General features: G+C 44.3%; 17 protein-coding genes. 15 read left to right on the top strand and 2 right to left on the bottom strand.

Translation table 11 applies throughout. The features are described 5' to 3' along the window. Nucleotides 1–6 precede the first annotated feature (6 nt). The 8 genes from KS242_RS09755 to lysA all read left to right on the top strand — a co-directional run bounded on the left by KS242_RS09755 (nt 7) and on the right by lysA (nt 6371). Nucleotides 7–630 carry a stage V sporulation protein AA gene (locus KS242_RS09755; protein WP_217321189.1) on the top strand — a complete coding sequence of 208 codons (624 nt, stop codon included), beginning with the start codon at nt 7–9 and terminating at the stop codon, nt 628–630. Then, the gene (locus KS242_RS09750) at nt 611–1027 is read left to right on the top strand and encodes a stage V sporulation protein AB (RefSeq protein ID WP_217321188.1); all 417 of its coding nucleotides are present in this window, start codon (nt 611–613) and stop codon (nt 1025–1027) included. The genes KS242_RS09755 and KS242_RS09750 overlap by 20 nt, the downstream gene beginning before the upstream one ends. A 15-nt stretch (nt 1028–1042) precedes the next feature. Continuing rightward, nucleotides 1043–1504 carry a stage V sporulation protein AC gene (gene spoVAC, locus KS242_RS09745; protein WP_217321187.1) on the top strand — a complete coding sequence of 154 codons (462 nt, stop codon included), beginning with the start codon at nt 1043–1045 and terminating at the stop codon, nt 1502–1504. 4 nt (nt 1505–1508) lie between these two features. Beyond that, on the top strand, nt 1509–2519 hold the full coding sequence (spoVAD, locus tag KS242_RS09740) for a stage V sporulation protein AD (RefSeq protein WP_217321186.1): 1011 nt from the start codon (nt 1509–1511) through the stop codon (nt 2517–2519). Between the two features lie 2 nt (nt 2520–2521). Continuing rightward, nucleotides 2522–2872: a stage V sporulation protein AE gene (gene spoVAE, locus KS242_RS09735; RefSeq protein ID WP_217321185.1), complete on the top strand. Its 351-nt coding sequence runs from the start codon at nt 2522–2524 to the stop codon at nt 2870–2872. A 5-nt stretch (nt 2873–2877) separates the two neighbouring features. Further along, nucleotides 2878–3441 carry a stage V sporulation protein SpoVABEA gene (locus KS242_RS09730; RefSeq protein ID WP_254391678.1) on the top strand — a complete coding sequence of 188 codons (564 nt, stop codon included), beginning with the start codon at nt 2878–2880 and terminating at the stop codon, nt 3439–3441. Continuing rightward, the gene (locus KS242_RS09725) at nt 3434–4909 is read left to right on the top strand and encodes a spore germination protein (protein WP_217321183.1); all 1476 of its coding nucleotides are present in this window, start codon (nt 3434–3436) and stop codon (nt 4907–4909) included. The genes KS242_RS09730 and KS242_RS09725 overlap by 8 nt, the downstream gene beginning before the upstream one ends. 154 nt (nt 4910–5063) lie before the next feature. Then, nucleotides 5064–6371 (top strand): diaminopimelate decarboxylase, encoded by a 1308-nt coding sequence (gene lysA, locus KS242_RS09720; RefSeq protein ID WP_217321182.1) that lies wholly within the window; start codon nt 5064–5066, stop codon nt 6369–6371. A gap of 38 nt (nt 6372–6409) precedes the next feature. Here the strand turns inward: lysA and KS242_RS09715 are convergent, their stop codons facing one another. Next, nucleotides 6410–6850: a peptidylprolyl isomerase gene (locus tag KS242_RS09715; protein WP_077308892.1), complete on the bottom strand. Its 441-nt coding sequence runs from the start codon at nt 6848–6850 to the stop codon at nt 6410–6412. Between the two features lie 358 nt (nt 6851–7208). Between KS242_RS09715 and KS242_RS09710 the strand changes: the two genes are divergently transcribed. Beyond that, nucleotides 7209–7562: a GNAT family N-acetyltransferase gene (locus KS242_RS09710; RefSeq protein WP_217321181.1), complete on the top strand. Its 354-nt coding sequence runs from the start codon at nt 7209–7211 to the stop codon at nt 7560–7562. 48 nt (nt 7563–7610) lie between these two features. Here KS242_RS09710 and KS242_RS09705 read toward each other — a convergent pair whose 3' ends face one another. Beyond that, nucleotides 7611–7691 carry a YjcZ family sporulation protein gene (locus tag KS242_RS09705; RefSeq protein ID WP_077308896.1) on the bottom strand — a complete coding sequence of 27 codons (81 nt, stop codon included), beginning with the start codon at nt 7689–7691 and terminating at the stop codon, nt 7611–7613. Between the two features lie 134 nt (nt 7692–7825). Between KS242_RS09705 and KS242_RS09700 the strand changes: the two genes are divergently transcribed. The 6 genes from KS242_RS09700 (at nt 7826) to KS242_RS09675 (ending at nt 12297) form a co-directional block, all read left to right on the top strand. Then, nucleotides 7826–8578: a segregation/condensation protein A gene (locus KS242_RS09700; protein ID WP_217321180.1), complete on the top strand. Its 753-nt coding sequence runs from the start codon at nt 7826–7828 to the stop codon at nt 8576–8578. Beyond that, nucleotides 8562–9134: an SMC-Scp complex subunit ScpB gene (gene scpB / locus KS242_RS09695; RefSeq protein WP_217321179.1), complete on the top strand. Its 573-nt coding sequence runs from the start codon at nt 8562–8564 to the stop codon at nt 9132–9134. The genes KS242_RS09700 and scpB overlap by 17 nt, the downstream gene beginning before the upstream one ends. Nucleotides 9135–9182: 48 nt before the next feature. After that, the gene (locus KS242_RS09690) at nt 9183–10031 is read left to right on the top strand and encodes a superoxide dismutase (protein ID WP_217321178.1); all 849 of its coding nucleotides are present in this window, start codon (nt 9183–9185) and stop codon (nt 10029–10031) included. A gap of 99 nt (nt 10032–10130) precedes the next feature. After that, nucleotides 10131–11180 (top strand): D-alanyl-D-alanine carboxypeptidase family protein, encoded by a 1050-nt coding sequence (locus tag KS242_RS09685; RefSeq protein WP_217321177.1) that lies wholly within the window; start codon nt 10131–10133, stop codon nt 11178–11180. After that, nucleotides 11174–11767: a nucleoside recognition domain-containing protein gene (locus KS242_RS09680; RefSeq protein WP_217321176.1), complete on the top strand. Its 594-nt coding sequence runs from the start codon at nt 11174–11176 to the stop codon at nt 11765–11767. The genes KS242_RS09685 and KS242_RS09680 overlap by 7 nt, the downstream gene beginning before the upstream one ends. Further along, nucleotides 11764–12297 carry a spore maturation protein gene (locus KS242_RS09675; protein WP_097041205.1) on the top strand — a complete coding sequence of 178 codons (534 nt, stop codon included), beginning with the start codon at nt 11764–11766 and terminating at the stop codon, nt 12295–12297. The genes KS242_RS09680 and KS242_RS09675 overlap by 4 nt, the downstream gene beginning before the upstream one ends. Nucleotides 12298–12327: the final 30 nt, after the last annotated feature.

Genomic DNA, 12327 nt, shown 5'->3' with positions numbered 1-12327 from the left:
GCTTTTATGCCAGCAATTGTATATATCCGGTTTATCCGGAAAATAACCGCTGCTCCAGAAGCAGTAATCAAATTAAAGGATATTGCACATATTGCCAATGCCGGTGATCAAAAAGAGCGCATGCTGGATACGGTCGTGTACCGGATAACAGAAAAGGACAGCAATATTGTCGTACTCGACTCCTTTCTTGTATTTCAGCAGCTGATGCGGATTTTTCCGGAGCACGAATTGCAGCTGATTGGATCAGAACAGACGATTGTGCGTGTGCAGCGTTCTAAGAAAAGAACGGTTTGGCCGCTCGTCATTCTCATATGGCTGCTGCTGTTTATCGGTTCCGCTATGACAATTATGAACTTTCATTTTGACGTTGCAATGGAGCCTGTCCAGCAGAAGATTCATTTTTTGCTTACCGGAGAAAAGCTTATCCATCCATTATGGATGCAAATTCCTTACAGCATTGGCATTGGGGTTGGAATGATCCTCTTTTTCAATCATGTTTTCAAGAAAAGACTGAATGAGGAGCCTAGTCCGCTCGAAGTGGAAATGCACAAATACCAGCGGGAAATGGATGTTTACGTAGCATATCACGAAAACAGTTTGGAGAAACAAAATGTGGATCGCCATAGCTGAAACGATCATCGGGCTCAGTGCCGGGCTTGCAACTGGAGCGGGCTTTGTAGCGTTTCTAACGGTTCTCGGCATCATCCCCAGATTGATACAGCTGAGCAAAACACATGAATTTATTGTTACGTATGAAGCTGCTGTCACTGCGGGCGCTTTTGCGGGTACCATCCTATCCTTTCATTATTTCCACTTCCATGCACCGCTCTTGCTAATCAGCCTATGGGGGTTATTGCACGGTGTTTTTGTCGGCATGCTGGCTGCGGCACTAACAGAGGTGCTTAATGTATTTCCTATTCTGACTAGGAGAATCGGCTTGGATGGGAGTCTGATTTGGTTCTTCATGGCCATCGTGTTAGGCAAGATTACAGGATCATTATTTCAATGGCTTTTATTTTCCTATTAATTAAGAGGTGAAAGTATGGATTCCAAGTTCAAAAAAGAAAATTACAGCAAAACAGCAAAATCATATTATCCAAAGGTTCCGTTATTCCGCAATTGCTTAAAAGCATTCCTTGTCGGCGGCTTCATATGTTTCATCGGTGAACTGCTGACAAAATTTTATATGCAAGTATTTGATATGACACAGCAAGAAGCTGGGACGCCGACAGTTACGACGCTTATCCTGCTATCCGCTTTATTAACAGGGTTCGGAGTTTATGACCGAATTGCGCAGTTTGCTGGTGCTGGAACTGCAGTACCGGTTACGGGATTTGCCAATTCCATTACAAGTGCTGCCTTAGAATTTAAATCGGAAGGCTATGTACTGGGGATAGGTGGAAATATGTTCAAATTGGCTGGTAGCGTCATCGTATTTGGAGTTACCTCAGCGTATATCGTCGGCATAATCCGCTATGTATTTAATCAGCTAGTTGGAGGGTGAGAAAATGGCAAAATTGGGCAGACAATCCTGGACGCTGAACAATGCTGTTTATATTGAGGAGACAGGAACAAGTGTCGGACCTAAAGAAGGAAATGGACCGCTTGGCAGCTCCTTTGACAAATCGTATGAGAATCTTTATTGCGGCGAAGACAACTGGGAAATGGCAGAGCGCAAACTGTTGCAGGATTCCATCCAAGTGACGTTAGAAAAAGCAGGATTAAATCCGCAGCACATTGATATGTTCATTGCAGGAGATTTACTGAATCAAAATGTTAGTGCTAACTATACGGCACGTGACATGGATATGTCTTACCTTGGCATGTTTGGCGCATGTTCGACCAGCATGGAAACGTTGGCAATTGCTTCACAGCTTGTTGATGCAGGAGCCGCAAACCGTATTCTGACTGCTGTCTCCAGTCATAACGCAACAGCAGAAAGACAATTCCGTTTCCCAACAGAGTATGGCAATCAAAAGCCCGAGACAGCGACAAGCACAGCAACTGGAGCAGGCTGTGCACTAGTGAGCCGGGAAAAAAGCAAAATACGTATCGAAGGGGCGACCATCGGCAAAGTTGTAGACTTCGGTGCTACCAATGCGTTTGATCTTGGCAGTGCAATGGTGCCAGCTGCGCACGATACGATAAAAAGACATCTGAGCGATTTCGGCCGGACACCGGCAGATTATGACTTGATCGTAACTGGCGATTTGTCGAGTGTAGGTTCTCCGATACTTAAAGATATGCTGCGCAGTGATGGTATCGATATTGATGCTGTTCACAAAGACTGCGGCAATTTGCTTTACACAAGTGATCAGGGGATGCTTGCTGGCGGAAGCGGTACGGCGTGTTCCGCTATTGTGACATATGGGCACTTATTGGATGAAATGAAAAAAGGGACATACAAGCGGATTTTAATTACTGCTACAGGAGCTTTAATGAGTCCGACCGTCATTCGTCAGAAAGAATCGATTCCTGCCATTGCGCACAGTGTGGTACTCGTCAGAGAGGAGGGATAAGCATGGATTTTTTCTGGGCCTTTGTTGTAGGAGGGTTGATCTGTGTAGTCGGTCAGCTGCTTTTGGATGTAGCGAAATTGGATGCAGGACATGTAATGAGCACCTTTGTTGTAGCAGGATGTGTCCTGGATGGTTTTGATTTGTATGATAACTTGATTTCCTTCGCTGGCGCCGGCGCCACTGTTCCCATTACAAGCTTTGGTCATTCTTTGCTGCATGGAGCGATGGAGCAAGCGGATAAACACGGATTCTGGGGCATCGCGCTCGGCATGTTTCAGCTGACATCTGCCGGAATTGCTGCTGCTATTCTGTTTGGCTTTCTTGTCGCAGTGTTCTTTAAGCCGAAGGGATGAACAAGATGAAAAGAGTTATTCTCATAACCGACGGAGACGCATATGCCAAACGAACCATTGATTATTTGGCGCATAAGATTGGCGGAACTTCGCTCTCCTATTTAGCTGATAATCCAATGACAGCCGATGACAGTACAATAAAAGCGGCTATTCAAGCAGCTCCTCAGGAACCAGTATATGTTCTGCTGGACGATGGGGGCGTTCCGGGCGTCGGCAGCGGAGAGAAAATTCTTCTAAGCCTTGCTGCCGACCCGGAAGTTAATATTATTGGCGCCCTGGCTGTGGCAGCACATACCCAAAACAGAGAATGGAGCCGAGTCAGCTTTTCCATTGATCAGGATGGCGAAATGCAGCCATTTGGAGTGGATAAAGAAGGTGTAATAACGGATGAGCTTGGGCGTATAAACGGTGACACGATTTACTTACTCGATCAGCTTGATCTTCCAATCGTTGTAGCGATTGGAGACATTGGGAAAATGCGAGGCAAAGACAGAATTGAAATTGGATCGCCAATTACCGAACAAGCGCTTCGAATCATCCTAGAAAGGGAGGGTACGATTCATGGCTGAAAAAGATAAGAACCCGATTCCGTCCAAAATTGATGAAGTAAACGACTTTATGAAAGAGCGTGTCGGGCTCGGGGTATCCTTTGACGTTGGTCACCGCAAACTCATCATTCTCAAAAAACAAGTTGAGATCTACTACACAACCGGTCTGGCCGATGCCGAAATTGTACAGCGTGTTTTATCCAAATTAATAAGTATTAATGATGATGAGAAAAACACGAATAAAATTCCGGAAATCATCGAAAACCGATTGGTTCATATGCAAGTCGACAGAAAGCAAAATGTTGACGACTGTGTTGATGCTTTCTTATCTGGTTTAATTGTCGTCTTCATCGACGGCTGTGATTTTGCATTTGCGGTTGATACGAGATCTTATCCAGGCAGGCAGCCAATGGAGCCTGACACAGAGAAAGTTATTCGCGGACCGCGAGATGGGTATACAGAAAATATAATTATTAACACAGCATTGACGCGCAGAAGAATTCGCGATGAAAGATTGCGTCTGGAAATGATGCAAGTCGGAGAAAGATCCAAGTCAGACATTTGTATTGCCTATATTGAAGATGTTGCCGATCCGAATTTAGTCAAATTAATTAAAGAAGAACTGAAGGAAATAGAGATTGATGGAATTCCAATGGCGGACAAATCTGTGGAGGAATTTCTTGTTAAACAAGGAAATAAACCTTTTCCATTAGTCCGCTATACAGAAAGACCCGATATAAGTGCCATTCATTTATATGAAGGCCATGTTATTATTATCGTGGATACTTCTCCAAGTGTCATTATTACACCGACAACATACTTCCATCATTTGCAGCATGCAGAAGAATACCGAGAATCACCAGCGCCGGGATCCTTCATTCGCTGGATACGGCTTATTGGTATCTTTGCATCGTTATACTTATTGCCATTTTGGTATTTGGTTACAGTTCATCCAGAGCTCCTGCCAGCAACCATTGACTTTATTGGGCCAAATAAAGGCGGAGGGCATATTCCATTATTCCTCCAAATATTACTGGCCGATTTGGGGATAGAATTCCTCCGGCTGGCTGCTATTCATACGCCAACCCCGCTGTCTACCGCCATGGGTCTGATTGCAGCTGTGCTTATTGGTGAAATAGCCATCAATGTTGGTTTATTTACACCTGAGGTTATTCTTTATGTAGCTATATCGGCAGTTGGATCCTTTGTGACACCAAGTTTTGAACTCAGTGTATCAAATAAAATAACGCGCATTATCTTTTTATTTGCAACTGCCATCTTCGGAGTGCCTGGATTTGTTATCAGCATAACATTGATGATGCTGATACTTGTTGGTACAAAATCTTTGAATACACCTTATATGTGGCCGTTTATCCCATTCAATCTGAAAGGGTTCATACAAGTAATTTACCGGACGCCAACACCATTATCAAAAATTCGTCCAGGTATTACCAACCCACAGGATAAGAACAGAATGCCGAATTCTTAGTTGCTAGAAAAATAAGAATATGATAAGTTTACTCTATCTATTTTGTCAGTTTCGGGTAGTGTAGCTTGTGAAGCGATAAGCTCATCTTCTTCCTATGCGGAAAGATGAGCTTTCGTTGTTTGACTGCTTATCCGATAGTCCTGAGTTGGAGGTTATGGTTTTTATGCAGCATCCTTTTGTTATTAATGATCAGCATATTCTAGAGATTGGCGGTGTTGACGCCGTCACATTAGCAAAAAAATATGGTACTCCTTTATTCGTATATGATGTTGGTATTATAAGGGAAAACGCCAAGTCCTTCGTGAACGCATTTGAAACGTTAGGCGTCAAAGCGCAGGTTGCTTATGCGAGCAAGGCTTTTTCTTCCGTTGCAATGCTGCAAGTAGCCAAACAGGAAAAACTCAGTTTGGATGTTGTTTCCCGGGGTGAATTGCATACAGCGTTAAAAGCGGAGTTTCCTGCCGACAGGATTCATTTGCACGGCAATAATAAAAGCTATGAAGAAATCTCCATGGCGGTTGCCCATAATATTGGCTGTATTGTGGTGGATAACTTCCATGAGATAGCACTGCTGGACGCCGTATTGAAAGAACAAGGAAAGCAAATGGATGTTTTGCTTCGTGTTACACCTGGAATCGAAGCACATACACATGACTATATCCTAACCGGGAATGAAGATTCCAAATTTGGATTTGATATTGCGAACGGACAAGCTGAAGAAGCTTTCCGGTTAGTAAAAGATAGTGAAGTCATTCGAATGAAAGGGTTGCACTGCCATATCGGCTCGCAAATCTTTGAGACAGATGGTTTCCTAATGGCTGTCAGCAGATTATTTGAGCTCGTTAAATCGTGGCATCATACGTATAATTATGCACCAGAGGTCCTCAACGTCGGGGGCGGTTTTGGTATTCGTTATACAGAAAACGATGAGCCGCTGCCGTTGTCAGAATATATTCACGCTTTAGTGTCCCGAATTAAAACGGAAGCAGAAGCTGCTTCCATTGCAATGCCGGAGATTTGGATTGAACCAGGCAGATCCATTGTTGGTAATGCGGCGGTAACACTTTACACAATTGGCTCCGTGAAAGAAATCCCTGGTGTCCGTAAGTATGTTGCAGTGGATGGCGGTATGACTGATAATCTCCGTCCGGCTCTATATAAAGCGGTTTATGAAGCCAAACTAGCAAACCGAGCAGATGAAGAAGCGATTGAAACGGTGTCAATTGCCGGCAAATGCTGTGAATCTGGTGATATGCTGATTTGGGATATCGACTTGCCAAAAGCAGAAGCAGGTGATCTGCTGGCTGTGTTCAGTACCGGCGCATACGGTTATGCAATGGCGAACAATTATAATCGTTTTGGCAGACCTGCTGTTGTGTTTGTTGAAAATGGTGTAGATAAACTTGTAGTCAAAAGAGAAGAGGCCGAGGAATTAACAAGGCTGGACTTATCATACGAATAAAAAAATCCTGTATGCTCGTGAGCATACAGGATTTTCTTTTATTCTTCGTCGAAAACTTTTACAGTTTCCATAGTGTCGCCGTTCACCATGTTACGGGCAACATCAAGATTGGAAGTGACTTTACCGAAAACAGTATGAACACCGTTCAAATGCGGCTGCGGCTCATGCACGATGAAGAACTGGCTGGAACCAGTATCTTTACCAGCGTGCGCCATAGATAGACTGCCAGCTTCGTGTTTATGCGGGTTTCCTTCTGTCTCACACTTGATTGTTTCACCGCTGCCGCCAGCACCTGTTCCTGTTGGGTCGCCGCCTTGGCTTACGAAACCTGGGATAACACGGTGGAATGTTACGCCATTATAGAAACCGGAGTTTGCGAGCTTTTCGAAGTTCGCTACAGTGTTTGGTGCTTCCTCCGGATAAAGTTCAAATTCGATCTTATCGCCGTCCAGCATTAAGATATAACCTTTTTTCGCCATTTTGCTTGTCCTCCTAAAATTGAAGTGAGTATGTACTCCTTGATGATTCTACCACATTATATAGCTATCTCGCCAGATTCTGCTTGCATCACTTGCATGATGACGTGCGCTGCTGGGGAAACTATGCACGAATTACCTGTATTGGAACAGAAAAAAGCGTAAAAAATGGCACTGAATGAAGTGTAAAGTTGACAAAAAACGTAGATAGGTTTTAAATAAGACTACGTACGACAGGAGTGGAATACAGTTGCAGGATAGTGACAAACAAGAGAAGAAACTTTTTTGGGTCATGATGGGAGCGAGCTTTCTCTTTCTTCTGTCGATGCTCAGAAGGTTATTTTCTTAATGAGGGGTTATTATGCTAATACGATACAAGAAGTCAATGGAAAAAATCGCAATGGGACTATTATCATTCATGCCCGATGTAAAACAAGTAAAGAAATTGCAGCAGTTAATCCAGGAATATAACAATAATCCAGATTGGCATTTATTTCTTTGGAAGGACGAAGATGATATTCTTGGATCGGTTGGTGTAGCGATTGAAGGAGAGCGTGCAATCGTGCAGCATATTTCGGTTGATCCATCTCATCGCGGTAACGGTATCGGCAGGCAGATTGTGTGCGAGGTACGGAATATGTATGCGCCGATGCATTATGTGACTGCGACAGATGAAACAAAAGATTTCCTTGAGAAATGCGGAACAGAAGCTTAAAATAAAAACCAGCCTCCTAGAAGGCTGGTTTTCTTTGTGCTTATCGGCTTATAGCCAAGCTGCACCTACGATGATTAGAAGAATGAAAAGCACAACGATTAAAGCAAATCCTCCGCCGTAGTTACCCATAGTGGAATTCCTCCCTTGTGAAATGTGACAGATAAATGCTGAACTGCTGAACATTTATCTTACGGTATAAGGTATGTAGGAATCGAAGCCGTGGTATGGGCGGTGATGAACTTTTTTCGGGAGGAGGAGATTTTATGCAAGGATACAGCGTAAAGCTGGACGGTTTCGAGGGCCCGCTCGATTTGCTCCTGCATTTGATCAATCAATACGAAATCGACATTTATGATATTCCGGTGGCGGTTATCACCGAGCAATATATGCATTATATACATACCATGCAGCAATTAGAGCTGAATATCGCAAGTGAGTATCTGGTAATGGCTGCCACGCTGCTCGCGATGAAGAGCCAGCTGCTGCTGCCAAATCAAGCAGCTCTCGAGGATGAACTGGCAGCAGATGAGGAAGATCCGCGTGATGAGTTAATGCATCGGTTAATTGAATACCGAAAATATAAAGAAGCGGCTGCTGACTTAAAAGACAAAGAAATGTCTGCTGATAAACTTTATACAAGACCGCCAGCACCGCTGCCGGATAAACCAGAATTAAAGCCGCTCGAGCCAGGAGAGGTTACGGTTTATGATATGGTAGCAGCACTTGAACGTGTTTTCCGCAGAAAAGCATGGACAAAACCGCTGGATACGAAAGTACAGCGCGCAGAGATAGCCTTGGAAGATCGAATGGGGGAAGTGCTGGAAGCTGTAAAACTTCGCAAGCAAGGCGTTGGTTTCTTTGAATTGTTTCCCGAAAGGACGAAGCAGCATATCGTTGTTACGTTCATGGCTATATTGGAATTAATGAAAAAGAAACAGATTGTTTGCAAGCAAGAACAGCATTTTGAAGAGTTAACTGTATTTGAAATGGGGATCTATGATGGAAGTACCGTATAACAGTATATTAGAAGGGCTGCTCTTTGCAGCTGGAGATGAAGGACTAACAAAAAAGCAGCTGATGCACGCGTTAGAGCTCGGAGAAGAAGAAATAAACGCAGAACTCGCTGCTTTGAGAGAGGCATACGCTTCTCCGGATAGAGGACTTTCCATTATGGAGCTAAAAGGCTCCTATCACATGACTACGAAGGCAGAGCATGCCGCTTATCATAGAAGACTGCTAGATTCGCCGCAAAACAGCAAGCTATCACAAGCAGCGTTAGAGACACTTGCTATTATTGCTTATAAACAGCCGCTTACGCGTATAGAGGTGGAAGAAGTGCGCGGCGTCAAAAGTGAGAGACCAATTCAGACATTGGCAGCAAGAGGCTTCATTGAAGAAAATGGACGTAAAGATGGGATCGGCCGGCCGATTCTTTATGTTACGACGCTAGCCTTTCTCGCTTATTTTGGCTTGCATTCATTGGATGATTTACCGCCCTTACCAGAAGGTACCGAAGATCCTGAAGGTGCTGCGGATTTGTTCTTTGAAGATTTTCCTGCTGATCCAGAATGACAAGCTGCTTTCACCCGGGCGTATGCATACGTTGAGGTGAGGTGAGTAATGTTGAGTATGAGAGCGTATTTGGAAGAGTTATTACAGTGGAGTAAGCAGATGGAGCATCATGCTGGTGATGTGTTGTGGCGTGCCGATGTAAAAGATTTGCAGAAGCATTTGGAAAGCAAGTTGGCAGCAGGTGAGACAATTCAGCAGCAAACAGCTGTGCATTTTCGTCAGGCTGCGGAAAAGATTGCTGACAGAGCGGAACATACAAACCGCCAACATAGTGTCCGCTGGGGGCAGCATCGTCTGCCGCCGCTTCCTTACCGATTTGATGCTTTAGAGCCATACATCAGTAAGGAAATTATGGAACTGCATTATACGAAGCATCATCAATCTTATGTCGATGGTTTGAATAAGGCCGAAGAAATGCTGTATGTGAACCGAGATGATAAATCAAGCTCCGATTACAAGCATTACTTGCGAGAACAATCTTTCCATGGTTCTGGACATTTCCTGCACACAATCTTCTGGTATAATATGTCGCCTAATGGAGGCGGAGAGCCATCCGGTCAGCTGGCGCAGCAAATCAGGAAGGATTTTGGTTCTTTCCGTCGTTTTCAAGAGATGTTCTCGAAAGCGGCAGATAGTGTCGAAGGCGTGGGCTGGACAATACTTGTTTGGGAGCCTAGATCTCATCATCTTGCTATTCAAACGCTGGAGAAGCATCAGTTCTTCGGTCTCCTCGATACGATTCCTCTTCTCGTATTGGATATGTGGGAGCATGCGTATTACCTGCAATACAAGACGAACAAAAAACAATACGTAGAAAATTGGTGGAAGGTTGTAAACTGGGCGAACGCAGCTCAGCGCTTCGAAACTGCCAAGCAAGTAAAATGGGCACCATTTTAATAGAAAACCTCTTCTCATGCAGAAGGGGTTTTTTCACTTGTTCATAAGCTTGTCTCTCTTGCATACAATGATGGTAGATGATTAAGGGAGGTTCGTAACATGTTCAAGCGCATGCTCGTTATATTGATTGCCTTATCACTTTGCGCCGGGCTTCTGCCCGGACAAGCAGCAGCAAAACCAGGCGTAGCTGCCGATTCGGCAATCTTAATGGAGCTTTCTACAGGCAGAGTGCTATACGAGAAGAATGCAGCCGATCCAAAGCGGATTGCCAGTATTACAAAGATTATGACAGCAATTATTGCCATTGAATCAGGCAAGATGGATGAAACGGTGACAGTTAGTAAAAATGCCATCTATACAGAAGGCTCCTCTATTTACCTGAAGGAAGGCGAGGAAATTCCGCTAGCTGATTTGGTGTACGGTCTTATGCTTCGTTCTGGGAATGATGCGGCTGTGGCCATTGCCGAACATGTGGGAGGCAGTGAAGAAGGGTTTACACACTTGATGAACGAAAAGGCAGCATGGCTCGGCATGCAAGATTCCCATTTTGATAATCCGCATGGTCTTGATACAGAATCGCACCACAGCTCGGCGTATGACATGGCGTTATTGACAAGATATGCGATGAAAAACGATACTTTCCGAAAAGTCAGCAGTACGAAAACGTATAAGGCAGATTCTAAGCGATATGCTTGGGGAAATAAAAATAAGATGCTGACACGATATTATGAACACTCTACTGGCGGTAAAACAGGTTATACAAAAAAAGCAGGCAGGACACTTGTCAGCACCGCAGAAAAAGACGGGATGGAGCTAGTTGTCGTTACAATCAATGATCCGGATGACTGGCGGGATCATAAGAACTTATTTGAATGGGGATTTGATGAATTTCGACTGACCAAGCTAAAGCAGCCGGAGACAGGTACCTCCATTATTTATCCGCTGACAGACAAGGAGAAGAAAGCAGCCCACAGCGTTACTTACATGCTGAAGCAGCAAGAGCATCAACAGCAAATCGGGACAGATGTTTATTATTTGGATAAAACGAGAATTGGTTCGGTGCCTATATATACCACACCGGAGGAACCGACATTAGCTGGTACGGTAAAACAAGTGTTTGATGAAGTGGCGGGTGTCCGTCTATGGTGAACTATATCTGGGCAATAATGGCAATAGGCGGTATTATATATGCCATGTTTACCGGTACGATGGATCAAGTGAACAAAGCAATCTTTAAAAGTGCGGATGATGCGGTTGTTTTGGCTATCAGTCTTATTAGTGTAATGGTATTTTGGCTTGGTATTACAAAGATTGCAGAAGCTGCAGGACTTTTACATGCACTGGTTCGACTAGCTAAACCATTCATTTCCAGATTGTTTCCTGACATACCAAAGGACCATCCAGCAATGGGATATATCTTGTCCAATTTGACAGCCAACTTCTTTGGATTAGGCAACGCGGCGACACCGATGGGGATCAAAGCGATGGAGGAAATGAAAAAACTCAGCAACAGTCCAAAAGCAAGCCGATCGATGATTACTTTTCTGGCAGTGAACACATCCAGTTTAACACTTATCCCGACGACAGTACTTGCTGTGCGAATGAAATATGAATCTAATTCGCCGACCGAGATAGTCAGTGCGACGCTGCTAGCATCCATTCTTTCTTTCATCGGCGCTATTCTGATCGATCGGCTCTTTTATGAGATTCGAAGACGGAAGGAGCGTCGCGTATGAGCCTGCTTGCAACAGCCAGCTTGTGGATTATTCCATGTTTAATTCTAGTGGTGCTAGCTATTGCTACCGCTAAACGATTGCCAACATATGAATTGTTTGTCGATGGCGGGAAAGAAGGTATTAGCTTAGCCATCTCAATTTTACCTTTTTTACTCGGCATGCTCGTCTCCATTTCGATTCTGCGGGCGTCAGGTGCACTCGATGCCTTAATTGGCCTCATAACGCCGGTACTAAGCATACTCGGTATGCCAGCTGATATTGTTCCATTAGCACTTGTGCGGCCAATTAGCGGGACAGCCGCACTGGGTATGACAACAGAACTAATCGCTACGCATGGTCCGGACTCATTTATCGGCAGACTGGCATCTGTTTTGCAAGGCAGCACGGACACGACCTTTTACGTGCTGACCGTCTATTTCGGAGCAGTAGGGATCCGCAAGATGGGGGATGCATTAAAAGTTGGACTGTTAGCGGATGTTATTGGTATAATGGCTTCAATCATTGTAGTTACGATTATATTCGGAGCATGAGAAGCGTTGACAATCGTTAACGCTCTTTCT

Origin of the sequence: Terribacillus sp. DMT04, assembly GCF_019056395.1 — a bacterium.
Lineage (GTDB): Bacteria > Bacillota > Bacilli > Bacillales > Amphibacillaceae > Terribacillus > Terribacillus aidingensis_A.
This window is presented reverse-complemented; position numbering and strand designations above follow the sequence as displayed.

What these genes read in the sequence shown, in the direction of transcription:
- KS242_RS09700 (WP_217321180.1), top strand. Translation starts at nt 7,826, where the DNA reads ATGCAAGGATACAGCGTAAAGCTGGACGGTTTCGAGGGCCCGCTCGAT.
- KS242_RS09755 (WP_217321189.1), top strand. Translation starts at nt 7, where the DNA reads ATGCCAGCAATTGTATATATCCGGTTTATCCGGAAAATAACCGCTGCT.
- KS242_RS09685 (WP_217321177.1), top strand. Translation starts at nt 10,131, where the DNA reads ATGTTCAAGCGCATGCTCGTTATATTGATTGCCTTATCACTTTGCGCC.
- KS242_RS09690 (WP_217321178.1), top strand. Translation starts at nt 9,183, where the DNA reads ATGTTGAGTATGAGAGCGTATTTGGAAGAGTTATTACAGTGGAGTAAG.
- KS242_RS09675 (WP_097041205.1), top strand. Translation starts at nt 11,764, where the DNA reads ATGAGCCTGCTTGCAACAGCCAGCTTGTGGATTATTCCATGTTTAATT.
- lysA (WP_217321182.1), top strand. Translation starts at nt 5,064, where the DNA reads ATGGTTTTTATGCAGCATCCTTTTGTTATTAATGATCAGCATATTCTA.
- KS242_RS09750 (WP_217321188.1), top strand. Translation starts at nt 611, where the DNA reads ATGTGGATCGCCATAGCTGAAACGATCATCGGGCTCAGTGCCGGGCTT.
- KS242_RS09710 (WP_217321181.1), top strand. Translation starts at nt 7,209, where the DNA reads ATGCTAATACGATACAAGAAGTCAATGGAAAAAATCGCAATGGGACTA.
- spoVAC (WP_217321187.1), top strand. Translation starts at nt 1,043, where the DNA reads ATGGATTCCAAGTTCAAAAAAGAAAATTACAGCAAAACAGCAAAATCA.
- KS242_RS09725 (WP_217321183.1), top strand. Translation starts at nt 3,434, where the DNA reads ATGGCTGAAAAAGATAAGAACCCGATTCCGTCCAAAATTGATGAAGTA.
- KS242_RS09730 (WP_254391678.1), top strand. Translation starts at nt 2,878, where the DNA reads ATGAAAAGAGTTATTCTCATAACCGACGGAGACGCATATGCCAAACGA.
- KS242_RS09680 (WP_217321176.1), top strand. Translation starts at nt 11,174, where the DNA reads ATGGTGAACTATATCTGGGCAATAATGGCAATAGGCGGTATTATATAT.
- scpB (WP_217321179.1), top strand. Translation starts at nt 8,562, where the DNA reads ATGGAAGTACCGTATAACAGTATATTAGAAGGGCTGCTCTTTGCAGCT.
- spoVAD (WP_217321186.1), top strand. Translation starts at nt 1,509, where the DNA reads ATGGCAAAATTGGGCAGACAATCCTGGACGCTGAACAATGCTGTTTAT.
- KS242_RS09705 (WP_077308896.1), bottom strand. Translation starts at nt 7,691, where the DNA reads ATGGGTAACTACGGCGGAGGATTTGCTTTAATCGTTGTGCTTTTCATT.
- spoVAE (WP_217321185.1), top strand. Translation starts at nt 2,522, where the DNA reads ATGGATTTTTTCTGGGCCTTTGTTGTAGGAGGGTTGATCTGTGTAGTC.
- KS242_RS09715 (WP_077308892.1), bottom strand. Translation starts at nt 6,850, where the DNA reads ATGGCGAAAAAAGGTTATATCTTAATGCTGGACGGCGATAAGATCGAA.